The organism is Biomaibacter sp. TOL (assembly GCF_059717795.1).
This window is the reverse complement of the sequence record NZ_AP046092.1, coordinates 909,592-935,792: the sequence shown is the minus strand read 5'-3', so window position 1 is coordinate 935,792 and position 26,201 is coordinate 909,592. Positions and strand designations below refer to the sequence as shown.

Below are 26,201 nucleotides of genomic sequence, written 5' to 3'. Positions count from 1 at the left end.
CGGCAGGCGTACGTAGAAAAAAGACCTCACCATCCTCCAACAGGATGAGTTAAAAACTCAACAGAAAGGTGAGGTCTATATGAGAATAATTCAACTTGTATTACAAAAATTCCTGCTTGTTGTAGAAAAAATAATTGAATTACTGGATGGCAAATGCACCTATCCAGAATTTGAAGCGGAACTGCGAAAACTGCTAAATGAGCTGGGGCGGGAAATCTGTACAGAAGTACTTAATGAACTTGATAAAAAAATATATAAAGACAAACAACAAAGGAAAAACTGGGTGGTGGTTCAAAAAGATTGTCAAAGGACAGTAACAACAGCATTTGGAGATGTCACATATCAAAGGCGGTACTATAAAAATAAACAATCAGGGGAAACCGCATACCTTACAGACAAAGCAGCGGGTATACAAAAATATGAGAGGATAGATGCTGCCCTAAAAGCTGATATAACAGATCTTTCCACGATACTCTCATACCAAAAGAGCACCCAGGAACTCAAAAGGGGCGGGGCAAACTGCAACATCAGCCGTCAAACAGTAATGAACACATTAAGAAAAATCGACAACCTTCAAGCCTACGAAAAACCGAAGAAGAAGAAACAAATACAGACTCTATACATAGAAGCCGATGAAGATCACATTCACCTTCAAAACGGCAAAGCCGGCATGGTCAAACTAATATACGTTCATGAAGGAAAACAAACAATAACAAAAGGCAGAAATGAATTAAAAAATCCCGTATACTTTTCCGGAGTTTACGAGAAAGAAAAAATAGAAGACCTATGGAAACAGGTCTGGGAGTACATCACAAACACCTATGACGAAGACCAAATAAAGCGCATATACATATCGGGAGACGGAGCCGAATGGATAAAATTCGGAGCAAAATACCTGCCCAATGCCATATACGTATTAGACCTTTTCCACCTTCAGAAATACATAACAGCGGCTCTAAAAGACGACAAAAACTCCAAAAAAGCATTATGGAAAGCCATTTTAAAAACAGATAGAGAAAAAGTCAATGAAATATTAACACAAAAATATAATGAACTCGGGCTAAAAAACCCTGAAAACCCCGTAACAAAATGCCAGGCCTATATCAATAACAACTGGAATGGAATATGTTCATACAGCCTTTACAAAAATGAAATAGCAGGCTGCAGTGCAGAAAGCCATGTAAGCCATGTACTTTCAGAAAGACTCTCCCGAGGACCCATTGCATGGAGCAAGGACGGAGCCCACAAAATGGCCCAATTAAGAGCAATAAAAGCAAACGATATATCACTCAAAGATGCCATATTAAAACAGCAATATGAAGCCTTAAAACCGATTGAACTACCAAAGCAAACCCTATATAAAGCAAAACAGCAGCTCAAAAAGATTCAATCAATATATGGGACCATAACAAACCTGCCCATTCTGTTAAACAAAAAGACATTTACAAGCATGGCTATAAAATCTTTATTGTCGCAATGCATGATTTAAAGGGCCGTTCATCGTAGCGTAGCGAAGACCCTTGACATGGAGAATGCCCATGTTAGCCTTCAACGGCTCGGGCCACTAAAGCGAAGCTGGGTGGCCCTCTGGCCCCAAGGAAACATGGGTGCGAGGCTCCATGTCAAGGTCGGCCCTGAGTTTAAGTTAAATACATTCTCATCCGCAATATGATGGTGAGTCTTTTTCAAAAAAAACCTAAAAATACTTGACACGATCGACTTTCGAAATATGTATTGACAACAATTTCTTCTGTTGATATAATTTAAAAAACTGAATACGATAAAGGTTTATTATGACCTCTTATCAAGAGTGGTGGAGGGACTGGCCCGATGAAACCCGGCAACCTTCAGGAGCTTTGTTCCTGAAATGGTGCCAATTCCTGCAGAAGCATCGTCTTCTGAAAGATAAGAGACGCGATGATTAATTTTGGGCCTCTTGACTTTCAGAAGGGGCCTTAAATTTTTTATGGCGTTATTGCCGAAATAAAGTTTGCGAAAGGAGAAATTTTTTAAAATGAGTCTGGAACGCAGTTATAAAGAAATCAATGAACGCATCAAAAAAGGGAAAGCGGTGGTCCTGACCGCCGAAGAAGTCATCGAGAAAGTAAAGGAAAAAGGATTATCGGCCGCAGCCAGGGAAGTTGACGTGGTCACTACGGGGACGTTCGGCCCCATGTGTTCCTCGGGAGTATTTTTGAATTTCGGCCATTCCGCACCGAGAATCAGGATGCAGAAGGTGTGGCTTAACAATGTACCCGCCTATTCCGGCATTGCCGCCGTTGACGCGTATCTCGGCGCCACGGAACTTGCGGAAGACGATCCGTTAAACAGCAATTACCCGGGCGAATTCCGATACGGCGGAGGCCATGTGATAGAAGAACTTGTGTCTCGAAAACCAATCAAATTGAAGGCGGTAAGCTACTGCACGGACTGCTACCCCCGCCGCGAGATTGAAACGACAATCACTCTCGACGATATTAACGAAGCTTTTCTATTCAATCCGCGCAACTGCTACCAGAATTACAACTGTGCGGTTAACCTGAGCGACAGGACAATTTATACCTACATGGGCACTTTAAAACCCAACCTGGGCAATGCACATTTTTCAACGTCGGGGCAGTTGAGCCCGCTGCTGAAAGATCCGTATTTTAGAACGATTGGTATTGGTACCCGCATATTTCTGGGAGGCGGTATAGGATATGTGGCATGGAATGGCACCCAGCATTTCCCATCCATGATGAAGGACGAAAGCGGCAGAGAATTGACCGGCTCGGGTGGGACCCTTGCCCTCATAGGCGATCTCAAGCAGATGAAAGCGCGATGGCTTATGGGCACGAGTTTTCGGGGATATGGGGCCACTCTGACAGTGGGAGTTGGAATACCAATTCCCATATTAAACGAAGAAATTTTGTATTATGCGGCTAAAAGCGACGAAGAACTGTTTGCCCCGATAGTGGATTACGGCGACGCTTATCCCAACCGCAAACCCGGAAACCTGGGCATCGTAAGCTACGCTGAACTGAAGAAAGGGACCATTCGTGTGCTGGGGAAAGATGTCCCCGCTGCTCCTCTCAGCAGTTATCCCAGGGCCCGCGAAATCGCCGGTATTTTGAAAGAATGGATACAAAAAGGGGATTTCCTTCTGGGAGAGCCCGTTCAAAACCTGCCCGGTCCCGAAGCGGGTATAAAAGCCAAGCTGCTCGAAGAAAAATGAGAGGAGGATTTTATTATGACAAGCAAAAAAGTCGTTTTAAAATTCAGTGCCGAAAATGCGGATAAACCCATTATTTATCATCTTGTCAAAGATTTCGACCTTATCATAAACATATTAAAAGCATCCATAAACCCGCACAAAGAAGGGACTATGGTGCTGGAAATATCGGGAGACAGATATGAAGAGGGAATTTCTTTTCTTGAAGAACAAAGGGTTTCCGTTTTGCCCCTGAACCAGGAGGTTGTGCGCAACGAGGAGCGCTGCACCAGCTGCGGAGCATGCACGGTCCATTGCCCCACTCAAGCCCTGTATATCGACAGGCCTTCTATGGAAGTGAAATTCGATGACGACAACTGCATACTGTGCCTGATGTGTGTAAAAACCTGTCCCGTGAAGGCCATGGAGGTAAGAATCTGAGTGAAATACGAACCCCGCACTTACCGAAATATGTATAATCAGGAGGATCTTCGACATTTTAAGGTCATGGTGGAGGAAACGGATCTCGACATTGCCGTAAGAAAAGATAGGTTCGACGAAAAAATAAAAAACCTTGCTTATGCTATTGTCCGCGAGGAGCGAGAACTTCTGAAAGAATATATAAAGCGCGATCCCGTTTTTCTTTCCACCCTGGAACCGTACCGACCGCTCCCGGGTGCGCCCTTTTCGGCTGAGAAGATGAGCGAGGCCGCAGGACTCGCCGGCGTGGGTCCGATGGCGGCGGTGGCGGGGTATTTTTCGGAGGCGGTGGGCAGGAAGCTTTCGGCTTATTCCAGCGAGGTCATCGTGGAAAATGGCGGAGACATATGGCTCAAGACAAAAAAGATCCGGCGGGTGGGGATATTTGCCGGCGATTCCCCTTTTTCGAACCGCATAGCACTGGAAGTATATCCTGTTCATTCGCCGCTCGGTATATGCACATCTTCCGGCACGGTGGGCCACAGTTTGAGCTTCGGCAGAGCCGACGCCATGGTGATTGTATCTGAATCGGCAATCCTGGCGGATGCGGTGGCCACCGCCGCCTGCAACATGGTGAAGACCGAAGAGGACATGGAGGCAGCCGTAAACTTTGCCCTTGATATTCCCGGCATTACAGGAGCCCTGTGCATTTTGGGCGAAAAAATGGCCGCTGCTGGAAACATCAAACTTGTTCCCATCTAAAGTGAGTCAGGGGACGGTTCCTTGACTCATTTTTGAGTCAAGGAACCGTCCCCTGACTCACCTGACTCACACCTGATTTGTTCAAAGACCTATGAAAAATAGGTCTTTTTTATTAAGGGCAAAAAAAGGGAAAACGGCATTTCTGGTAGAATATTGTAGATGATATCAAACAGTTCAGGAAGATAATCATGGATATTTTCAAAAAGATAACCGGCGGCATTCTTGATTTGCTTTTCCCGCCGGAGCCCTTCTGCATAGTATGCGCAAAAAAACTTGAGGCGGGAGAACGTACTATTTGCGCTGAGTGCGAAAACAGGCTGGTTCCCATTTTGCCGCCCGTCTGCAAAAAATGCGGCAGGCCCCTGGGCGCCGCTGCTCTATGCCAGGACTGCCGCTTGAAAAACCGCTCTTTTGTGGAAGCCCGTTCTTTCGGGCATTATGAGGGTGTTTTAAAACAACTCATTCATCTTTTTAAATACGGCGGAAGGCGGGAACTGGCAAGCCTCCTCGGCGGCAGGATGGCAAGGACGCTGGAGGGGCTTTCCTGGCCTGCTTTCGACTATATTGTGCCGGTGCCCCTGCATGCCATAAGGGAGCGGGAGAGGGGGTTCAATCAGGCGTACCTGCTGGCATCCGCAGTATCCCGCAGCACGGGCGTTCCCATTTACAGCGGGCTTATAAGGGTAAAGCCCACCGAACACCAGACTTTTCTTGACAAAACATTGAGAGAACAGAACCTTGCAGGAGCTTTTAAAGTTAAGGATAAAAGCAGGATAAAAGGAAAAACGCTGCTTTTGATAGATGACGTTTATACCACCGGCTCCACGGCGGATGAGTGTTCCCGAACCCTGATGAACGCCGATGCCGAAAATGTATTTGTATTAACCTGCGCCCGGGGATGAGAGGAGGTGGAACAATGGAGCTTCGAAATTGCCCTGTCTGCGGCAAGCTTTTCGTATATACCGTGAGAAACATGTGCCCGCAGTGTGCGAAAAAGGATGAAGAGAATTTTGAAAAGGTGCGGCAGTATCTCTACGACGTTCCTCAGGCGACACTGGAAGAAATAACGGAAAAAACCGGCGTACCTGCGAAAAACGTGCTGGAGTACTTAAAGGAAGGCAGGCTCATGCTGAAAAAAAGCAACAGAAACATTTTAAGCTGCGAGAGATGCGGTGCTCCAATACTAACCGGCAGATACTGTGACAAATGCGCTGGAGAAATAAAAAAACAAATGGATCAATTAAAGAGCAAGGCCATCGGGATAAATGAAGACATGAGAGGAAAACTTCATCTTTCAAAACTACAAAAACGTGAAAAATAGAAAAACAACCCGTAAAGTCAATGAAATAAAGAGATAAATAAGTATAATCAAGCTCACGCTTCAATTACCACAGTTATTTTTTTGCGGAGTAATATCGATAAATATAACGACTGAAAGAAATAAAACCAGGGGGCAGATTTATGAATATTTCCCGAAGTCAGCTGGACAGTTACATCAGAATTTACAAGGAGCAGAGCGGAAAGATCCGCAAAGACAGCGAAAAAGAAAAACCCAGAGGGGCCGGTACCGACAGCATAAGCCTTTCTGCCGAAGCGCTGGAATTGATGAATGCCGTAAAATCTGCGGGCGCCGACCAGGATGTGAGGGAAGAAAAGGTAGCCGCATTAAGAGAAAAAATAAACAGCGGCACATACAACATCGATGGGGAGTTGGTGGCTGAAAAGTTGCTGGAGGAGCATTTCGGCGATCTGTTTGTTTAAAAGCATAGAGAATTAAGGGGATGGGGGCTTTTTCGATGGAAACCGAAAAAAACATATATTTTTCGGAACTCATTGAAGAATTGAACAATGAACTTTCAATATACAAAGAATTTCGGTCTTTAGCCGAGAAAAAAACCGGGGTGCTTGTAAAAGGAGATGTGAAAACTCTTTCCGAAATAACCGGCATCGAGCAAAATCTGGTTTTGAAACTGGGCAGGATAGAGGAAAGGCGGCTGAACATCGTAAAGAAAATAGCGGCTTCATCCGGCAAAGATATAAATGATATTAACACCGAATTTTTTGAAGAAGTCTTATCCTCCGATGAGCTGGCGCAATTTAAACGTGCGTTTGGCGAATTGAAAAGCGTTTTATCCGAGCTCAAGCAAAAAAATAACACGAATGAAAAATTGATAAAGCGGGCTCTCGACTATATCAAATTCTCACTGGAGGTTATAACCGAAGCTGGCAAAGATATGTCGGGATATGACGCCCGGGGGAATAATTCCGGGCAGGGAGCCCTGCGCGTCATTGATAGAAAAGCATAAGGCGGTGAATCCATGTATTCCAGCTTTTTCGGCATTGAAATCGCAAAAAAAGCCCTGTTCACACAGCAGGCGGCCCTGAACAACGTGGCGCACAATGTGGCCAACGCAAATACCGAGGGCTACTCCCGCCAGAGGGCGGTGATGGAAGCCACATACATGACGCCTTACGGCGGGGCGGGCTTTACCGGTTTGGGCTTAAAGCAGCTGGGGACAGGCGTCGAAGTCCAGGATATAGCAAGGCTAAGGGATGCTTTTAAAGATATGCAGTACCGCCAGGAAAACTCGGACCTGGGCTTCTGGGAATTTCAGGCGGATTCTCTACAGCAGATCGAATCTGTTTTCAATGAGCCGTCCGATGACGGCATATCCTCGGTGCTTTCGGAGTTCTGGGATTCACTGGAGGAGCTTTCCAAAAATCCGGAAGCCTCAGAAGTGCGAGAGACGGTAAAAGAACAGGCAGTTAATTTGGCTGATTTGATAAACAGCACTGTAAATCAGCTCAAGGAAATATATGATGACGTAAATTACAGAATATCCGTCAAGGTGGATGAGATAAACACCATTGCAAAACAAATATCCGAGCTGAACGCCCAGATACAGAGGACCGAGATTACGGGAATTACGGCAAATGACCTCAGGGACAAGCGTGACCTCTTGCTGGACGATTTGTCGAAACTGGTAGGCATCAATACTTATGAAGATCAGAACGGCAACTTTACTGTGACAGTAGGCGGAGCCATTATGGTCAAAGGCTCGAGCTACGAAACGATGACTTTTGATGCACAAAATCCTTCAGACGGCGTAAGATGGCAAAATTACGGTACAAAAGTGAACATGTCAAGCGGCGAGTTGAAAGGCCTGGAGGACCTGAGGGACAACAAGATTCAGGTTTACATAGACAAACTCATAAATTTCGCCACCACCTTTGCAACCGAGTTGAACAATATACATACCGCTGGATATGACCTTGACGGCAACCCGGGCGTGGAATTTTTTAAAATATCAACGGACGGCGATGAAATCATTTCGGTAAACGAAGAAATAGTAAACGATACGGACAAAATCGCCGCATCGGGAACGAGCGACGGCGTGCCCGGGGACAACCAGAATGCGCTCGCTCTGGCGAATTTGAGGTACAAAAAAGTGAATATTACCGAAAATGGCAGTACCATCACCTGCACGCTGGACGATTACTACGGCACGCTCATATCGAAGCTGGGCGTGGATTCCCAGGAAGCCCAACGCATGGTCGACAGCCAGGAGGTGCTGGTGAGCCAGTTGGACGAGCAGAGGCAGGCGGTTTCCTCTGTATCCATCGACGAAGAGATGTCTAAGATGGTTATGTACCAGCATGCATACAATGCAGCGGCGAGGATGGTCACCGCCATGGACGAAATGCTCGACAAGATAATCAACAGTATGGGCGTAGTGGGAAGGTAGTGATGTGTTATGCGTATTACCCAGGGAATGATAACCGAAGCTTTCATGCGAAATCTTACCAATAACCTTAAAAGGATGAGCGACAGAGAGGATATGCTTTCGTCGACAAAGAGGGTGAGGAAGCCCTCCGACGATCCTGTTGCCGCAGTGCTGGCAGTTAGGCTGAGAAATACCCTTTCGAGCATCGAACAGTACACCAAAAATGTGAACGACGCCCTCACGTGGCTAAAAAGCACGGAAACGGCCCTGACAAATACAAACGACATTTTGCAGCGCATCCGGGAACTGACCGTAAAGGCGGCCAACGGCACCCTCACCAGCGATGACAGGCAGACCATCCTCGACGAGATATCTCAGCTCAAACAGCAGCTACTGCAGGAAGCCAACACCAGCTACAACAACAGATACCTTTTCGGCGGATATATCACCGATGAGAAACCTTTCGAAATGGTGGACGGCAAAATTGTATCCAATGCGAAATTGTCAGCGCCGTATTACGCTTCTGTCATAACGAGCGGAGGTACCGGTATATCAAAGGCAGAGCAAATAGGCGTAAATTCCCTCGGCAGCAGCGTCAAAGTCGGCACATACAGCATAGTAATATCGAATTATGATTCTGCTGCAGGCACCGCAGACATTGAGATAATAGACGCAGATGGCAATACCGTGGCAAAAAGCACAGGCATTTCGACAGACAGCGATAATCAAATAATCGCCGGTGAAGTAAACGGCACACCCGACAGCTCCTGGGACTTCGTGCTGAATCTATCCTCCAATCCCATCACTGGCGATGGCACCTGCGAGATTAAACTCTCTTCTGGCAGCATAAAATACAACCTGGGGCTGAGCAACGACCTGGATGTAAATATAATCGGCACCGACTTTTTTTCAAAAATTTTTTCCACTATAGAATCCATCGAAACCGATATCAACAACGACGACGCCGCGGCGCTGTCGGAGAGGCTCACGGATATCGACGGCAACATAAGCGATGTGCTCAAATACCTGTCCCAGGTGGGAGCCAAGACCAACCGCCTGGAAAATACCAAATCGCGGCTTGATACAAATTACAACGACTATACTGAACTTTTGTCCAATACGGAAGATGCGGATATAGCAAAGACTATAATGGAATTAAAAATGGATGAAAATGTTTACATGGCTTCGCTCGCGGTAGGCGCCAAAATCATACAGCCGACCCTAGTGGACTTCCTCAGCTGACGCCAGCCTGCGCATAAAGCCCGATAAAGAGTGATAATATGCTTTCTTACGAACTTTATATAAAAACAGAATTCGGCCGGATAGGCATCGAAACATACAGGGGCGACTTCTCGCTGATTAAAAAAGACCCGGGCTTTGACATGAAGGTAACAAAGCCCGAACTTTATATTTCTACGACATACCCCGAAATTGACATAGATTCCTCCCGATGCAGGGCGGAGATGGGTAATCCGTCGCTGCCCGAGGCGGCTCTGAACTGGAGGGACGAAGGTAAACAGACAGTGGTGGAGTATATCGACAAAAAAGTTGCCGAAGGAAATCTGCTGGGCGATATAAGAAAAAAAGTTTCCATCGGCGACATTGCCTACAAAAACGCATTTCCCGAGCCGCCGGAGTTCAACATCGACGCCATCCCCAAATCAAGACCCCGCATAACCGTGCGGGAGGGACGCACCGACATCGATTTTGTTCCGGGAAACGTGGAGGTTTTCATAAACGCATCCCGCGCAAGATTCCACTACGAAAGAGCGCGGGTGAATATTTTTCTCGAAAAAGAGCCGTATATTGAAATTAAAGCCGTTTACGTGGGAAAACATCTGGATGTAAAAGCGTAACGTTCAGTACCTTCCTGCCGGAGATGGCCCGGCAGCGGACCTGGTTTCTATAATTTCTATAATAAGAATTAAATGTAGATTATTATAAATGGGGGCTTCAAAAATGTTCATAGACAGCAAGAGATTCGGACACCTGGAAGTGGATGCTTCAAAAATAATCATATTCGTAAACGGCCTCATGGGCTTTGAACACTTGAGGAAATACGTCATACTGGACCATCCCGGCAGTGATGTGATAAAATGGCTGCAGTCCGTTGACGATCCCGATATTTCCCTGCCTGTCGTCGACCCCACGCACTTTTATCCCGATTATTCTCCTCGCATCCTTGCCGATGACCTGGATCTGCTCGGGATAAAAAATATTGAGGACGCAGTTATCCTCAGCATCGTCACAGTCCCCGCGGATATTGAAAGAGCCACCATAAACCTCAAAGCTCCGGTAGTTTTGAACCCCGCCTGTCGCCTGGCGGATCAGCTTATCGCCGAAAACCCCGAATATCTCGTGAGACACCCGCTCAAACTAAATAAAAGTTCGCAAGGGCGGTGTTCCGGATGCTGATACTGTCGAGAAAGACCGGCCAGAGTTTCTCCATCGGCAAACACATAACCATAAAAGTCCTAGAAATAGAAGGCGACAGAGTGGGGCTCGGAATAGAGGCTCCGAAGGAAATGAAAATCCTGCGCACGGAGCTTTATGAAGAAATCATAAATGAAAACAAACAAGCGGTGAAAGTTTCGGACGACGCGCTGAAAAAATTTAGAAGTACGTAATTCGCAACCCTGAGACGATGATATTCCACGGCATGGAATTTTTTGTGCTTTCGCCATGAATATTGATATAAAATTTTAAAATGTGGTATGATAACAAAAGAGACATATTGAGGTGATACTTATGGCTTCAATAAAACCTGCAGCCTGTCAAGAGGATATAGCGAAAACGCCTTTGGAAGGCGACATACTGGACAAACTCGTGAAAATCTTTAGAAAATATACCTCTATTGAAAAAGTATTGCTTTTCGGCTCAAGGGCAAGAGGCGATTTCAGCAAAACATCCGATATAGACATTGCTGTTTTTTCAGAGGATATTTCTGATAGAGACTTTAATCTTCTGATTGATGAAATAAATCAAATAGATATCGCATTATCTTTTGATGTCGTTCATTACGATAAACTGACCAAAGCGTCTTTAAGAAATGAGATACTGAAAGATGGAGTGGTAATGTATGAAAGAGAGAATCATTGAAAGATATGAGGATTACAGGAAAGCTCTCAAAAGCCTGGAAGAAGGGCTGCAAATCGAGCCGTATGATGATATTATCGTCGATGGTGTCATTCAGAGATTTGAATTCACTTTTGAACTGGCATGGAAACTCATGAAAGACTACCTGGAATATGAAGGTATTGAAGCAAAAAGCCCCAGATCTGCTATCAAGGAAGCTTACCGGATTGGGATGGTAAGTGATGGCGACGGCTGGATAGATATGATGATCGATAGAAACAAAACGTCTCATATTTATGATGAAAATGAAGCAAAGGCGATATATAAAAAAATAAAAGTAAATCATATACATCTGTTAAAAGAGCTTTTGAACAAAATCCAGCAGAGATTGGAAGGATATTAAATGGTATAATAATACTGCAGGTAATTATTGAGAAAATATTTAAAAAACGGAGGAATATACATGCCTTCGACAGAAATGACAGACTATAGAGAGTACATGAAAAAGATGTTAGAGATGGAAAAACAAAAACTGGATAAGCGATATGAAAAAGCCTGGGGAGTCGCAAAGCAAATTGCCTATCTTCTTCGCCAAAAATACGGTGCAAACAAGGTTTGGGTTTTCGGCTCTCTTACGAATAAAGAGATGTTCAACCAGTGGTCCGACATTGATATTGCTGTCGAAGGAATACCAAGCGAATATTATTATAAAGCCGTGGCTGAAGTTATCTCATTCTCACAGGAATATAAAATAGACATGGTAGACATTTTTGAGTGCAGCCCCTTGATGCAAGAAAATATTAAGAGAGAGGGGATATTGATATGATTAACAAATATCTAACTCTATCCGCCAGAATAAAACAGGAATTATCAGAAATAAACTTAAGCCTTGAGCGGGCAAAAAAAGCATGGGAAAAAGCTCATCTTCAGTCAGATTCGTTATTTTTGGACAGTGTGGCTTTAAATATTCATGACTTTTACGGCGGGCTTGAGCGAATCTTCGAACTGATAGCTGAAAGCCTCGACGGAATAAAACCGTCAGGAGCAAACTGGCATCAGGAATTGCTCCGTCAGATATCTGCCGAAATACCCAAAATAAGACCTGCAGTCATAGATATCGATTTAAGAAAAGAGCTGGATGATTACAGGGCATTCCGACATATCGTGAGAAATGTTTATGCCCATAATTTTCTCCCCGAAAAAATGAAACCCTTAGTAGAAAAAATAGATGAGATTTACAGCAAACTCAAAGAACAGTTGGAAAAATTCTGCGATTTTTTGGAGAAGATGTAGATGAAGCATTATCCTTTGCCGCCAGAGCTTATAAAATAGATAAAATGGACGCCGATAATTATACGTTTATATATAAGATCTACAAAGCCATGGGAAAAGATAACGAAGCCTAAGAAGTCAATATGGAAGTCAATATGATAATAAAAGAGATATATCCTGAAATAGATCTTGCGGAGATGGTTATCTAAAAGAATGTATGATATAATGATTTAAAAGGATTTGTACAAGTTTAAGGATGGGATCTAAGATGCAAAGCAGTGAACTAAAATCATGCGAAAATATAAGCATAATTGAATCCATAAAAGCAAAGCCGTTTTTGAAATGGGCTGGAGGCAAAACACAGTTATTAGACGAATTGGATAGTAGATTGCCGTCACATATTAAAACAAGCAGGATTATTGATAGGTATGTGGAACCATTTGTTGGCGGTGGTGCGTTTTTCTTTTTTTTAAAAAGGAATTATATTATAAAAGAATCATTCTTATATGATTCAAATAAGGAATTAATAATAGGCTACAAAACTATTCAAAACAATGTATACGATTTAATATTTGAACTTGATAAGATTGAAAACAAATATCTAAAGATGTCGGAGGCTGAAAGAAAAAAGTATTATTACCAGATAAGAGACGAGTATAACAGGCAGCGGGATACGTTTAATTATGAAAATTATAATGGCAGCTGGATAAAAAGAGCTGCGTATTTAATATTTTTAAATAGGACATGCTTTAATGGTTTGTTCAGGCAAAACAAAAAAGGGGAATTCAATGTGCCGTTCGGTAGATATAAAAAACCCAGCATCTGCAATAAGGAAAACTTACTGGAGGTTCATGAAGCCTTAAAAAACACTGAAATATTTTCTATGGATTTTGAAGAAAGCAAAAAAGTCATTCAAAAAGATACATTAGTTTATCTTGATCCTCCATATCGACCCTTAAACCAAACATCGAATTTTACAAGTTACGATAAAGATGGTTTCACTGAACAGGACCAGATCAGGCTGGCAAATTTCTTTAAGCAGATGGATAGAAATGGTGCTTTTTTAATATTGAGCAATTCTGATCCTAAAAATGAAGATGCAAATGACGATTTTTTTGATTTGCTTTATGCTGGGTATAAAATAGAACGAGTAAATGCCAAAAGAAGTATCAATAGTGATGCCGAAAAACGTGGGAGCATCAGTGAATTGATTATAAGAAATTATGAGTGAATAAAAGGCGGGGAGCAAAATGGATTCAGTATATTTTGAGATATTAAAGGTCAATGATGTGGAAGATGTTATAAACAGATTTCATGACACATTAATAGATACAAACAGAGGTTATAACTTTTTCGTGGATTGGCCTAAGATCAAAAAGAATGTAGAAAAGTATAAAATCGAATTGAACATTTTAAATACCCTGATTGGTAGTAAAGATTTTGAATCTGACTTAAGAAACATATTAACAAAATATCCTCAGGTTGTCCCGGCTATTCCGATTTTAATTGCAATACGGGAACAGAAGTTAAAGGTTGTTAAAAATTTTATCGATGAAAATTCTGATATAGTAAATTACGATTTTGGTAAAAAGAAATTATCATCTAAAGATATAGACGAAATTGTGGAATTTTTTGATAAAACGGGATTAAAACAATTCTTTCTTGAGATATCATCGAAAAGCATCCAGGATTATGTGACAGGTGTTGAAGTTGGCATGGACACTAATGCTAGGAAAAACAGAAGCGGCAATGCCATGGAATTGGTTTTAAAGCCTATTATTGAAGGCATAATTTCAAAACATAAATCGTCATACATAATGTTATTTCAAAAGAATTTTAAGTATTTGGAGAAACAGTATGGTATCAAAGTAACACCTTCGATAGCAAATAGAAAAGCAGATTTTATTATTATTAAAAATGCTAATAAAGTCATCAACATCGAAGTGAATTTTTTCTCAGGGTCAGGTTCAAAACCTCAGGAAATCGTCGATTCTTATATAGAAAGGCAAAATGAATTAAAGGAAAATGGATTTGAGTTCATATGGGTTACGGACGGTATTGGATGGAAAGAACAGAAAAATCAATTGCATAAAGGGTTTGAAAAGGTTAAATATCTGCTAAACCTTCATTTTGTCCGCACAGGGTTACTGGAGGAAATTTTATGGAGGATATAGCTTTTAAAAAAGAGATTACCACCGTCTGGTCATTTCCTGAAAGGGGCCATTGGAAGACACATAACGGGAAATACCGGGGAAATTTTGCACCACAGATACCTAGAAATGTTATATTAAGATATTCCCACGAAGGGGACGTAGTCCTTGATCCTATGGTGGGGAGCGGGACAACTCTCATAGAAACGAAAATATTAAACAGGCGCGGAATTGGATACGACATAAATCAAGATGCTGTTGAAATAGCAAAAAAGAATCTGCATTTTGAAGGCGATTATAAATATGAACCGACTATAAAAACAGGTGACATAAGGAACCTGAGCGAAATCAGTGATGCAAGTATTGATCTTATAATAACACATCCACCGTATTTGAATATCATAAAATATTCAAATGGTATTGATGGGGACTTATCAAATATATCGGGAGTTAGAAAATTTTGCGATGAACTGGAAAAAGGGGTAATGGAGTTATACAGGGTATTGAAAGAAGATAAGTACTGCGCAATTTTAATAGGAGATACCAGAAAGAGCAACCATTATGTGCCCCTTGCATTTTATGTAATGAATCTTTTTCTTAAAAATGGATTTATATTGAAAGAGGATATTATAAAAGTTCAGCATAATTGTAAATCTACTCCATACTGGGAAAGTCGGGTTGAAAAATACAATTTTTACATGATAATGCATGAACACCTCTTTATTTTCAGAAAACCCAAAAAAGGCGAGGATTTAAGCAGGGTTAGATATAGTATGGGATTATAGGAAAGTTCAAGATTATATGGTGACATGAGAACAACATTGATGTATTGTAGGTTGTATTATTTTAGTATAGAGGTAGTAGATATGAAGACTACAGCTCTTCATTACGGAAAAATATTCAAAGGGGGAGTATTTATCCTAATTGATTATGATGAAGGATCAGTCTTTTTCGCGAATTTTTTTTAAATCTAATATTTCGGCTCATTACAGTGTAACCTCCATGGTTGTAATGCTTTAATGTTTTATCAGATTCTTAAGAAATAATATCAATGGCTTTTCATTGGGAACAACTTTAAAATACCATAACCTTGTGAATACACGATATTATAAGATGTTATACAAATTTGCAATGTAATGACCAGGTAACCTTTTCCAATTACGCAAGCTTTAAAAACAGGCTACGAAGGCAATATGAGAGTGAAATTAGATAAGTATAAAACAAAGATAAATATGAGGGTAAATTTTATTTATTGTGCAACAATCAGGTGAAAAAAGGGGAATCCGTTTTTTTTCGCCATTAATTTTATTTGGATATATAGCGATATTTTATAAATGAAAAGACGATTTTATTAAAATTCCGTTTTTAGATAGGCTGCAGATCAAATGCATGGAAGCCATCAAAAACCGGCATAGATAAAAAACGGCATAGATTTAAAAGGATAAGTTAAACTCATAGACCAATAATCTAGTTTGTAGATCATAATTAGATAAATATCTTCATAGTTGAGGTGAACGACTTGATAAAAGTCTTATTAAAAGAAAAGTTAGCTATGTTAAATTCAAATGATGACCCATCAATTTTGAAGGATTTGGCATTACTTAATGCCTCGGTTGGAAATAATGAAGTTTCAAAACTTTATCTGAATGAATATAGAAAGTCATGTAAATGTAATGATAATATTCAGGTTCCTAATGACATTTTTAATGCTATCATTGATGATAGGTTTCATAATAAATGGGCCAACTATAGAAGAAATAGAAATCAAAATGAAAAAAAGAGATTTACTGTGACTGCCTCTTTATGTAAAGGTGATGTACTCGAAATCGGTTGTGGTAATGGCGACTTGTCATCATATATATCGATGTATGGGCATCGGCTTTTCGGCATTGATTTGGATCCTGTAGCCATTGAGCTAGCCAGATATAAAATATGGGATTTCGGCTTGGGGGATTGCTTTTTTAAAGTTGATGATGCAAATCATCTTTCTGTTCCGGATAGTTCTTTTGATACAGTGATAATGGCAGAAATTTTAGAGCATGTACAAAATCCCCAGAGGGTTATAAATGAGGCTAGACGTGTTTGTAAAAACAATGGGATAATTATAATCAGTGTGCCGAGGGGATATAGAATTCCTTCACCCGATCACTTGCATATATTTAATACAGACAAAATAATAGGGCTATTAAAAAGTGTCGGCATAGATGAGAATGATATCCACTGGAATACTTATATTCCTGATGAATGGATACTGTGTTGGTTTTACAACGATAAAAAAGAAGACAAGCCAATAAATAATGATATTTCTATGCAAGAATATTTTCTTCCACCACATCCTCTGGAACCTTTAGGCAATGCAGGTATGGTTTCTATCATTTTACCTACATATAATGGAGAAGCCTATATAAACGAAGCAATAGACAGTTTATTAAAACAAACATATAAAAATTTTGAGTTAATAGTCATAGATGATGGTTCAATAGACAGAACCCATGAAAAAATAAAACCGTACATAGAAAAGGGACAAATTAAATATTTCTATCAACAAAACCATGGTAAACCTTTTGCCATAAACGAAGGTATAAAAATATCCAAAGGTGAGTATATTTGGATATTTGATGATGATGATACGGCTTTGCCCCGCAAACTGGAAGTACAGATGAGACATTTTCTAAGGAATCCGAAAGTAGATATATTGCATACCGGGGCAGTGTATACAGATTCTAGTAACACGGTGCCTTTACTTGTTTGGGAACCATCTAAAGTCGATAAAAAGGATATTTTAAAGAATGAACTCCACAACTGTCCATTTCACGGTGGTTCAGTAATAGTAAAAAAACAATGTTATTCGAAGGTAGGTAAGTGGGATGAACGATTAATTAGAACCCAGGACTATGATATGTGGATAAGATTGACAAGAAATTTTGAAAGTGACTGTATTTTGATACCGACTGTTACCTATAGGCAACATAATAAAGTCAGAGGATCAAAAGATAATCCTATACCCCATGATAATGTTGTTGTAGCCGCAAAACAATACGAAAAAATTATCATGGAGAAGGTTTATAAAGATATCCGCCTAGGGGAAATTTTCCCAGAAATAGATGAACACCCCGGTGATAAGAGTTTAAAGGTTTCTGCACTGATTGAAAGAGCGTATGCTATGGCAGAAAGGGAATTATTTGATTATGCGTTAAAAGATCTAAAAAAAGCCTTCGATTTGGCAGTAATTAATTATCCGATTAATCTTACTCAGCGTGCGTTATTTTTTATCAACAAGTTTAACCAAATGAAAAAAAATATATTTAACAAATATATAACCGATATAATAAATTATTTTATGCTGTTAATAAATATTGAGAAAAAAACTGATTTAGAAAAAGGCAAGAACGTTATAGATGGCGACATGAGTAGTTTGCATAGTCTGAAAGATATAAATCAAAATAAACAGTTATGGCCTATGATAATAAATGATTCGGTCAAAAACATCAATAATAAGATTAGATTGTTAGATAACGAAACAAGTAAATATATCCGTATAACTACAATGATCATAGACGGTAAATATGATGATGCATTGTTAGAAATAAGTAAATTAGATAAGAATTTTATTGAAAACTACACTGATGTTTTTAATTATATTTATTCAATGATATATCTTAAACTAGAAGATGTAAATGGTGCACTATATCATATAGAAAAGGTAAAACCGTTTAATAACGATAATTATAGCTTGCTATATGGAGATATATTATTGCTAAATGGCGATTGTTTGGAAGCTATTAAGATGTATGACAAAGTAAATGATGTCAAGTTAAAGGAAATTCGACAATCTCTGTGTGACTTTGTTTCTCAAGGATACATAACACTAAAAAACCATGATGATTTAGTAAAAAAGTGCGCAGAGATTTTCAAAGAGAATAAATATAAATTAAAGATTACGTATTTACCGATAGTGAACGGTGTAACGGGTGGCATGAGGATTATATATGAACAAATAAATAGATTGCATGATAGGGGCCATGAAATAGATGCCATTAGTCATTATGGCAATCCGGATTGGTTTGATTTAAAGGTGAATGTACAAAAAGTAAATATAAATGATAATATATTAAGATATATAAAAAACACCGATGCTATTATATATACTTTTTGGAATCAATGGTATGAGATAAATAATTTAGATAACACTTTATTTTTAATCCAAGGAGACGAATTCCTTTTTGATGACAGCAAACAAAATGCTGTTTTAAAGGAGGCTGTTACTGATAGCCATTTATATTCTGAAAGTAAGTTTTTAGCCGTATCCAAGTTTTTAAGTGAAACTATACAAAAAAAATATAGTAGGAATTGCACAGTGATTAAAAATGCAATAGACAATGAAAGGTTCCATTATGTTTTTGATAAAAAGAACGATAAAATAAAGATAATAATTGTCGGCAATGCGATGCTTAAATTCAAAGGATTTGAGGATATCTTAAAGGCTTTTGACATTGTTAAAAATAAAGGTTACGACTTTGATGTAATATGGGTTACCCAGACCCAACCGGGAAATTGTCCTGAATATATTAATCTGGTAATAAATCCACCCCAGGATAAAATACCGGAGCTATATAGAAATGCCGATATTTATATTTGCGGCTCACATTATGAGGTATGTCCGCTGCCACCTCTGGAAGCCATGGCTTCGGGGTGTGCCGTGATTACCACAAAAAACGGCGGGGTTAGTGAATATGCAATAGAAGGATATAATTGTTTGATGTCCGAAGTAGGGGATTATAACAGCATTGCTGAGAATATAATAAAGCTCTTGACTGATAAAGAATTAAGAATGAAACTTATTAAAAATGGTTTGGAAACAATAAAAGAGTTTACATGGGATAAAGCAATAGATAAACTTGAAGATGTATTAATATACAATTATCTTGATGTTAAACCCATTAAATATTCTCAACTTACATCAAATACCCTCTCCCTCTGCCTCATCACAAAGGACGAGGAGAAAAATATCGCCCGTTGCATAAACAGTGTCAAGGATATTGTGGATGAGATCGTGGTGGTGGATACGGGCTCGAAGGATAAGACAGTGGAGATAGCAGAAAGCTTTGGTGCAAAGATTATACATGTGAAGTGGGAAGATGATTTTGCCAAGGCCCGGAATATTGCCATAGAAAATGCCAAGAGTGACTGGATACTTTTCCTTGATGCCGATGAGGAAATAAAGAAAGAAGATGTGGGAAAAATACGACCGTTGCTGAATGATGACACGGTTGAAGCATACATATTGAAGTTTGTAAACTACGGTGGCACCAATGTTTCTAACGGCATGAAAGAGATACATTATAACTTTAGGATCTTTAGAAACAATGGCAAACTCAAATACATTTACCCCATCCATGAAAATCTCAGAAATATTGAAGATGACCGAGTCCCGGTATTTAAAAATGCTGACATTACGATATTGCACTATGGCTATTTAAATGAAACCAGGATCGAAAAGAGAAAGACCGAAAGATATATAAATATCCTGTTAAAATATCTCCTGGAACACCCCCAGGATAAGTTCCAGCATGGCAACCTTGCGGTGGAGTATTTCAATGCCGGGGATTATCATAAGGCACTGAAGCATCTATTGATAGCCACAAAGGGTATGGATGTAAATTCATATGCCGCCACGAGGCTTTTGAGATATTTAATATCAACATACACGGCTTTGAAGGATTATGACACGGCACTGAAGATTATAAATGACGCCAAGGCATATTATATGGATGTGCCGGATTTCAAATTCTTGGAAGGCATGATTTATATAAATCAAAAAAGGTATGAAAAAGCTATTGAAATGTTTAAAGAATGCCTTGCCATGGGTGAATATAACGGCATATTTGTAACCATGGGCGGGACAGGCAGCTATAGGGCAAGATATATGATCGGCATCTGTTATGAAAAATTGAACCGCCTAAATGATGCTGTAAAAGAATATATGGAGATATTGAAGGAAAATCCAAATTACCAGGAGGTCTTTATAAAGCTTTTTGATATTTTTGTGAAAAATGAAAAGCCCGAGGATGTAAAAGAGTTTTTTGACAAATATGTAGATAAAAAGTCTCCTGTAAACTATGCAATCCTAGCAAAGCTTTATATGAATGTGGGCAGATTCGATATTGCAAAGGAATATCTCGAAAATATAAATATAGACATTGAAGGGTTGAATAATTTAAGAGGTTTGGCATGTATTGGTATGAATGACTATGAGAATGCTATAAAGTATTTTGAGATGGAGTTTGGCAAAGCTAAGGAAGAAGCCCTATACCATGAAGTTTTATGCCATATGATATCGAAAAATATTGATAAGGCAAAGGAATTGTTGTGGAAGATACCAGATTCATCGGATAAGAAGCTCTATATGACGATGATAGGCGAAATGAGAGCAAAATATGATGATGTCAAGGACAGTTTCTTCAATCTGCTGGATGTCCTCATTAAGATAAAAGAATATGATTTGTATAATACTGTCTTAAACCTGTATGTCCCGCAATTTGCAAGAGAAGATTTTGAAAGATACGGGCAAATGATGATAAATTACGGCCTGGAGGAACTGGCAATAGAAGCTTATGTTAAAGCTGCTGGTTTAAACAGCCAGAATCCTGAAGTCTACAGATACCTTGCTCAAAAGGCAATGGATAAGAACATGTTTGATGAAGCATTATCCTTTGCTGCCAGAGCTTATGAAATAGATAAATTGGACGCTGATAACTATACGTTGATATATAAAATCTATAAGGCTATGGGAAGAGATGGTGAAGCTGAAGAAGTAAATTTGATGGTAAAAGAGTTATATCCTGAAATAGATCTTGCAGAGATGGTTATATAAATATGATAGCGATCAACATTTTTTAGTTAATAAACGCTTGGTTTAAACCCACGGGCTTTCAGCCCGTAAATCCTTTCAGGACTTGCAGATACTTCAGTATCATCTGTATAATCTAAGATAGGGGTGATACTGAATGGGAGATCTAAAAAAAGGAAGTCATACCGTATATGATATACAGTATCATGTGGTATGGACAACGAAATACAGATATAAAGTATTGACAAAAAACATAGCTGAAAGACTAAGGGAACTATTAAAGCAAGGATGCGAGGCACGAGGAATTAAAATTATCCGTGGTGGCATAGGAAGCGATCATGTACATATGCTAATATCCTGTCCGCCTACACTTGCACCATGTAAAATAATGCAATATTTAAAGGGAAGATCATCAAAGATAATGCAAGAAGAATTTGCAGAGTTACGAAGGAGGTACTGGGGTCAACCTCTATGGTCGGTAGGATATTTTTGCAGAACAGTTGGGACAGTGACAGAAGAAATGATAAAACAGTATATAGAAGGACAAGGAAATGAAAACATTGAAGAAATCTTTAAGATAACGGAATGAGTTTCAGTCATTATCTTCAGCTTGCTTAAGCAAGAGGGCATTTCAGTAAACTTAAGTTTATAGTATGATTTTCAATCAGGTTCTTAAGCTGGCTTCAGCCTGAAAAGCGACTTTCAGTCGCAAATAATTCCCTGCACTTCAGTGCAGGGTGGTTCAATTGTTTGCAGCAACCATATATCCGGTATAATTATTTTGGATTACCAAAATAATTATGCAAAGGGGATATGCTTGATAATGGAATATTTAAATCTCGAAGAACTTATTGAAAACTTGCTCGACAGCATGCACGAGCAGGGTTACATGGAATCAACCATCAGCATGTACCGGCGTCCATTCAAAAAGCTGCTCAATCTATCAAAACAAATGAGTACTAACAGACTGACTCTGGAATTGTAAGGTGCATTTGTGAACGATACGCTTAATGAAAGTACTGGTCAGTACAGCTCAGAAAAAGTCCGGCTACGAACAAGATATATAAAACTGCTGGAAGACTATCTTGCTAATGGAACGTTTGTTTTTAAAATCTACAAAAAAAGCAAGAAGCAACCGTTTTGCTCGAAGTACAGCGATGAAATCTATTCTGGATTTGAACAATTCCTGAAAACAGAAAATATCGGTGATTCAACAACATATTGTGCTCTCTTTATTGCATACAGGTTTCTTCATTATCTTGAAAGCGTTGGTATCGAATCAATAGACGATGCTCCTCATTGGGTTATTCCAGGTTTTTTCGCTGAAATGTCGAAAACATGGAGCCGCAGAGGGATGCATATCATAATTGACGGCCTGAAAAGATTCCTGAAATTTGCTGATAAAGATAGTCACCTTTTGCCATGTGTCCCAAAGGCCAGAAGAAGCAGGCCTATTATTCCGACGCTGACCGAAGATGAGGAATCGGCTTTATGGCGCATAATTGATTCAGGGCTTGTTGCGTCAAGAGACAGAGCAATCATATTGCTTTCGATGCTGACAGGTTTACGGGCGTCTGATATTGTCAACCTGGAAATCAAAGATATTGATTGGACAAACGATACCATAAGTGTTATTCAAAGGAAAACAGGAACTCCATTGATGCTCCCACTGGTACCTGTTGTTGGCAGTGCAATAATGACCTATCTGCTGAATGACCGGCCAAAATCAAGCAGTCCGAAACTTTTTCTGCGTTATGATGTGCCATACAGGCCGCTTGAAGGGCACTCGTCATGTTATGCCATAACCAAAAAGGTGTTTGCCTTGGCCGGCATCCGCGAAGGAAACCAACGGAAGGGATTACATCTTTTGTGGCACCATACAGCTTCCAAGATGCTTTCAAAGGGTGTTGCAATACAAACTATTTCATCTCTCCTGGGGCATACGGATCCTGATACAACAAAGCTTTATCTCTCGACAGACCGCGAAAAACTTCTTGGCTGCTGCCTGCCGCTTCCAGCAAAGGTTAAGGAGGCGCTGAGATGAAAAGGAACTTGACAAGCAGCATCGGCCCTCAAATAGAACGGTTTCTGGAATTTAAACGCTCACAGGGCTTTAAATACGACACAGCAGAATATTATCTCTCCAATTTGGATGACTACTGGGCTGCAAACGGATACGATAATAATTTTTCAAAAGAGCATATAAAAGGCTGGTTCATAAGAGGGGAACATGAAAATCCAGATACGCATAATTTCCGCACTTCATATTTGAGAGAATTTGGCCGCTTTCTTCAATCACAGGGATACCACGATGCATATATTATTTCAACTGGCTTGAGCAAAAGAGTGCCCAAATATATGCCCTATCTCCTCAGTGAAGATGAGATTGAAAAATTTTTTGAGACATGTGACAGGATAACGCCACAAAAAGAGAATCCCGGTAAACCTTTGGTGTTGCCTGCATATTTTCGCTTTTTGTATTGCTGTGGCGTCAGAACGGGCGAAGCAAGACTGCTTAAGACAGATGATGTAAATCTCGTTCAAGGCTATGCGGACATCATTAATACCAAAGGAGGCAAATGCCGCAGGCTGTTTCTCAGCAATGAGCTGATAAAATTACTTGACGAATTTGACAGCAAAATCAGCATTTATTACCCCAGCAGAACCTATTTCTTTCCCTGTAATGATAATGATCCCTACAGCAGTCAGGCAATTTCACGTGCTTTCAACAAAATCCCCGAATTTTTCGGAGTATATTCCGAAAAGACAAAAGCTCTGGAAAGTATGATTCCGGAGGTGGGATAATGGCGGGAACAAAAAGAAACAACGGCAATTTTTGGCCATTAGCACATAAATTCCTCGGTAGCTATCTTCCACACGTACGCAATCTAAGTCAAAATACGATTGACGCCTACAAACAGTCATTAAAGGATTTCGTGGACTATCTCGAAAAGCAGAAAGGCATTAAACGAAAAAACATTTCTATTGGAGCCTTTAATAGAAACACGGTTCAGGAATATATGGCATATTTAAATACCCAAAGGAAGCTCGCTCCAAAAACCTGCGGTCTGCGTCTTACGGCTATTAAATCATTTCTCAAATATTGTTCCGATGATGACCTTCTATTTGAAGCACGTTTTCATGAGGTCGACAGCATAAACGGAATGAAATCAGCGAAGAAACCGGTCAATTACCTTCCTGAAAACGCGATGAGCACACTGTTAAAAATGCCGAAGAACGACATAGATAAAGAACGCCGCAATCGGATGCTGCTCATATTTTTGTATGATACGGCGGTCAGGGTTCAGGAACTAGCGAACATGGAGTTAAGAGATTTACACCTTAACAGAACAAGCCCGTTTGTTACCGTCAGAAGCGGCAAAGGCAATAAGCTTCGCAACATCCCGCTGATGGCTAAAACAGTCAATCATCTTAAACATTACATTGCAGAGTTTCATCCCGGCAGAACACCGAATTCAAACAGGCCGTTGTTTTATTCAACAAGAGATAACTTACCTCATAAATTGACGACAGATGCTATCAGAATCATTCTGAGCAAATATGTGGATATGGCAAGAGAACTTTGCTCGGATATTCCTGAAAAAGTCGGTTGCCATACGATAAGAAAAACCAGAGCCATGGATTTATACCGGAACGGAATTCCGCTTCCATACATAATGGAACTGCTTGGCCACGAAAGCGAAGCAACAACCAAAACATTTTATGCTTTCGCTACCGTCGATATGCTGCATGACGCTATAGCCAAATCAAATCCGGAAATCGCCAACGATAAGCCACAATGGAAAACTCCAGAAATATTATCCGGCCTCTATAGCTTTGACTAAAAAACTATGCCAAATTTTTCGAAGAAATCCTTAGTGACACAGCACCTTCTAACATTTTTCGGCATAGTTTCTTTTTCAACATAGTCGCTGTTTACAGCTACAAGATACAGCCAACCGTTCTTAAGGGGAATATAGGTTATATCTGTGCCCCAGATATGATTTGGCTGGCCTGCCGTAATGCCACGAAGAAGATAAAGGTATATTTTATGCTCATGGTTACGGCGTGAAAGGTTCGGCCTGGGTCTGATTGCCGATATCCCCATTTCCCGCATATATTTTTGTACCGTTGGCCTGCTGATTTTAAAGCCATTGCGGTTGAGTATGGCTGTAATTGGCCTTGAGCCCATATATGGGTCATCTGTGTATATACGGTCAATTTCGTGCTTTATAGCGATTTCCTCAGGTGAAGGTGGTACAGGCTTGTAGTAAATACTTGAACGGTTTAATGAAAGAAGTTCTGCCTGGACCGTAAGTGGCAATTTCCGGTTTTCAAAGTCCACAAGTTCAATTCTTTCAGCTCTAGTCGAGCTTGATGCCAGATTTTTTTTTGAGCCAGTTGAGCTTAGTTTAAGCTTTCCGATTTGTGTGTAAAGTTCTTGAATATGGTTTTTTAATGCCTCTTTTTCTTTATCCCTCTTTCTGCGGCCATCTTTAAGAAGTTGAGGAAGAGCTTCTAATGCCTCCTTTTTCCATTTTAACCTCCATTCCGCCGCTACCGCTGGCGGCACAAATAGTAATGAAAAAAAATGGTGCGCGGCTTTCACCACTTTGTTATTATTAGCTTGAGGAGAAGATACACTACAAAGCACGGTGAGGTGAGTCGTAGACTGCTCTTTGCGGCTTAAATCAGTAGTTTAACCAGTGTAAGAACCATCTTTCAAGCACAAATAAGTGGTTCTATAAGACCGCAAG

General features: G+C 40.2%; 27 protein-coding genes and 1 riboswitch. Of the genes, 26 read left to right on the top strand and 1 reads right to left on the bottom strand.

Going from position 1 to position 26,201, the window contains the following annotated elements; all coding sequences use genetic code 11:
- Positions 1 to 79 precede the first annotated feature (79 nt).
- From AC6I1H_RS04710 to AC6I1H_RS04585, 26 genes are all read left to right on the top strand, one after another.
- Positions 80 to 1,489, top strand: a complete 1,410-nt coding sequence (locus AC6I1H_RS04710; RefSeq protein ID WP_497739052.1) for an ISLre2 family transposase — start codon at positions 80 to 82, stop codon at positions 1,487 to 1,489.
- A 309-nt stretch (positions 1,490 to 1,798) separates the two neighbouring features.
- Positions 1,799 to 1,912: riboswitch (SAM riboswitch) on the top strand.
- A 102-nt stretch (positions 1,913 to 2,014) separates the two neighbouring features.
- Positions 2,015 to 3,214 (top strand): homocysteine biosynthesis protein, encoded by a 1,200-nt coding sequence (locus AC6I1H_RS04705; protein WP_497739821.1) that lies wholly within the window; start codon positions 2,015 to 2,017, stop codon positions 3,212 to 3,214.
- 15 nt (positions 3,215 to 3,229) lie between these two features.
- Positions 3,230 to 3,631: an NIL domain-containing protein gene (locus AC6I1H_RS04700; RefSeq protein WP_497739820.1), complete on the top strand. Its 402-nt coding sequence runs from the start codon at positions 3,230 to 3,232 to the stop codon at positions 3,629 to 3,631.
- A complete protein-coding gene (locus tag AC6I1H_RS04695; protein WP_497739819.1) occupies positions 3,632 to 4,372 on the top strand; it encodes a UPF0280 family protein in 741 nt (246 codons plus the stop codon).
- A gap of 188 nt (positions 4,373 to 4,560) precedes the next feature.
- Complete coding sequence (locus tag AC6I1H_RS04690; RefSeq protein ID WP_497739818.1) at positions 4,561 to 5,274, top strand: ComFC family protein; 714 nt, start codon at positions 4,561 to 4,563, stop codon at positions 5,272 to 5,274.
- Positions 5,275 to 5,288: 14 nt separating this feature from the next.
- Positions 5,289 to 5,693, top strand: coding sequence for a TIGR03826 family flagellar region protein (locus AC6I1H_RS04685; RefSeq protein ID WP_497739817.1), 405 nt, complete (start codon positions 5,289 to 5,291; stop codon positions 5,691 to 5,693).
- Positions 5,694 to 5,833: 140 nt separating this feature from the next.
- Positions 5,834 to 6,133, top strand: coding sequence for a flagellar biosynthesis anti-sigma factor FlgM (flgM, locus tag AC6I1H_RS04680; protein WP_497739816.1), 300 nt, complete (start codon positions 5,834 to 5,836; stop codon positions 6,131 to 6,133).
- 35 nt (positions 6,134 to 6,168) lie between these two features.
- Complete coding sequence (locus AC6I1H_RS04675; protein ID WP_497739815.1) at positions 6,169 to 6,678, top strand: flagellar protein FlgN; 510 nt, start codon at positions 6,169 to 6,171, stop codon at positions 6,676 to 6,678.
- Between the two features lie 12 nt (positions 6,679 to 6,690).
- Entirely contained in the window at positions 6,691 to 8,118 is a 1,428-nt protein-coding gene (flgK, locus tag AC6I1H_RS04670; RefSeq protein WP_497739814.1) for a flagellar hook-associated protein FlgK, read from the top strand.
- Between the two features lie 9 nt (positions 8,119 to 8,127).
- Positions 8,128 to 9,339 carry a flagellar hook-associated protein FlgL gene (gene flgL, locus AC6I1H_RS04665; RefSeq protein ID WP_497739813.1) on the top strand — a complete coding sequence of 404 codons (1,212 nt, stop codon included), beginning with the start codon at positions 8,128 to 8,130 and terminating at the stop codon, positions 9,337 to 9,339.
- Positions 9,340 to 9,377: 38 nt separating this feature from the next.
- Positions 9,378 to 9,953, top strand: a complete 576-nt coding sequence (locus tag AC6I1H_RS04660) for a DUF6470 family protein (protein WP_497739812.1) — start codon at positions 9,378 to 9,380, stop codon at positions 9,951 to 9,953.
- Positions 9,954 to 10,056: 103 nt separating this feature from the next.
- Complete coding sequence (gene fliW / locus AC6I1H_RS04655) at positions 10,057 to 10,512, top strand: flagellar assembly protein FliW (protein WP_497739811.1); 456 nt, start codon at positions 10,057 to 10,059, stop codon at positions 10,510 to 10,512.
- Positions 10,506 to 10,724, top strand: a complete 219-nt coding sequence (gene csrA, locus AC6I1H_RS04650; RefSeq protein WP_497739810.1) for a carbon storage regulator CsrA — start codon at positions 10,506 to 10,508, stop codon at positions 10,722 to 10,724. The genes fliW and csrA overlap by 7 nt, the downstream gene beginning before the upstream one ends.
- Positions 10,725 to 10,845: 121 nt before the next feature.
- On the top strand, positions 10,846 to 11,196 hold the full coding sequence (locus tag AC6I1H_RS04645) for a nucleotidyltransferase domain-containing protein (RefSeq protein ID WP_497739809.1): 351 nt from the start codon (positions 10,846 to 10,848) through the stop codon (positions 11,194 to 11,196).
- Complete coding sequence (locus AC6I1H_RS04640) at positions 11,177 to 11,575, top strand: nucleotidyltransferase substrate binding protein (RefSeq protein ID WP_497739808.1); 399 nt, start codon at positions 11,177 to 11,179, stop codon at positions 11,573 to 11,575. The genes AC6I1H_RS04645 and AC6I1H_RS04640 overlap by 20 nt, the downstream gene beginning before the upstream one ends.
- Positions 11,576 to 11,635: 60 nt before the next feature.
- On the top strand, positions 11,636 to 11,998 hold the full coding sequence (locus AC6I1H_RS04635) for a nucleotidyltransferase family protein (RefSeq protein WP_497739807.1): 363 nt from the start codon (positions 11,636 to 11,638) through the stop codon (positions 11,996 to 11,998).
- Positions 11,995 to 12,465 carry a ribonuclease toxin HepT-like protein gene (locus AC6I1H_RS04630; protein WP_497739806.1) on the top strand — a complete coding sequence of 157 codons (471 nt, stop codon included), beginning with the start codon at positions 11,995 to 11,997 and terminating at the stop codon, positions 12,463 to 12,465. The genes AC6I1H_RS04635 and AC6I1H_RS04630 overlap by 4 nt, the downstream gene beginning before the upstream one ends.
- A 247-nt stretch (positions 12,466 to 12,712) precedes the next feature.
- Positions 12,713 to 13,675, top strand: a complete 963-nt coding sequence (locus AC6I1H_RS04625; RefSeq protein WP_497739805.1) for a DNA adenine methylase — start codon at positions 12,713 to 12,715, stop codon at positions 13,673 to 13,675.
- Between the two features lie 19 nt (positions 13,676 to 13,694).
- Positions 13,695 to 14,618 (top strand): type II restriction endonuclease, encoded by a 924-nt coding sequence (locus AC6I1H_RS04620; protein WP_497739804.1) that lies wholly within the window; start codon positions 13,695 to 13,697, stop codon positions 14,616 to 14,618.
- Positions 14,606 to 15,379, top strand: coding sequence for a TRM11 family SAM-dependent methyltransferase (locus AC6I1H_RS04615; protein ID WP_497739803.1), 774 nt, complete (start codon positions 14,606 to 14,608; stop codon positions 15,377 to 15,379). Before AC6I1H_RS04620 ends, AC6I1H_RS04615 begins: the two co-directional genes overlap by 13 nt.
- 734 nt (positions 15,380 to 16,113) lie before the next feature.
- The gene (locus AC6I1H_RS04610) at positions 16,114 to 21,468 is read left to right on the top strand and encodes a glycosyltransferase (RefSeq protein ID WP_497739802.1); all 5,355 of its coding nucleotides are present in this window, start codon (positions 16,114 to 16,116) and stop codon (positions 21,466 to 21,468) included.
- A gap of 133 nt (positions 21,469 to 21,601) precedes the next feature.
- Positions 21,602 to 22,033: an IS200/IS605 family transposase gene (tnpA, locus tag AC6I1H_RS04605; protein WP_497739801.1), complete on the top strand. Its 432-nt coding sequence runs from the start codon at positions 21,602 to 21,604 to the stop codon at positions 22,031 to 22,033.
- Positions 22,034 to 22,261: 228 nt separating this feature from the next.
- A complete protein-coding gene (locus AC6I1H_RS04600; RefSeq protein WP_497739800.1) occupies positions 22,262 to 22,429 on the top strand; it encodes a hypothetical protein in 168 nt (55 codons plus the stop codon).
- A gap of 9 nt (positions 22,430 to 22,438) precedes the next feature.
- Positions 22,439 to 23,488: a site-specific integrase gene (locus tag AC6I1H_RS04595; RefSeq protein WP_497739799.1), complete on the top strand. Its 1,050-nt coding sequence runs from the start codon at positions 22,439 to 22,441 to the stop codon at positions 23,486 to 23,488.
- A complete protein-coding gene (locus AC6I1H_RS04590) occupies positions 23,485 to 24,249 on the top strand; it encodes a tyrosine-type recombinase/integrase (RefSeq protein WP_497739798.1) in 765 nt (254 codons plus the stop codon). Before AC6I1H_RS04595 ends, AC6I1H_RS04590 begins: the two co-directional genes overlap by 4 nt.
- Positions 24,249 to 25,289: a tyrosine-type recombinase/integrase gene (locus AC6I1H_RS04585; RefSeq protein WP_497739797.1), complete on the top strand. Its 1,041-nt coding sequence runs from the start codon at positions 24,249 to 24,251 to the stop codon at positions 25,287 to 25,289. The genes AC6I1H_RS04590 and AC6I1H_RS04585 overlap by 1 nt, the downstream gene beginning before the upstream one ends.
- Here the strand turns inward: AC6I1H_RS04585 and AC6I1H_RS04580 are convergent.
- Positions 25,286 to 26,098: an IS3 family transposase gene (locus tag AC6I1H_RS04580; protein ID WP_497739796.1), complete on the bottom strand. Its 813-nt coding sequence runs from the start codon at positions 26,096 to 26,098 to the stop codon at positions 25,286 to 25,288. The genes AC6I1H_RS04585 and AC6I1H_RS04580 overlap by 4 nt on opposite strands.
- Between the last annotated feature and the right edge of the window lie 103 nt (positions 26,099 to 26,201).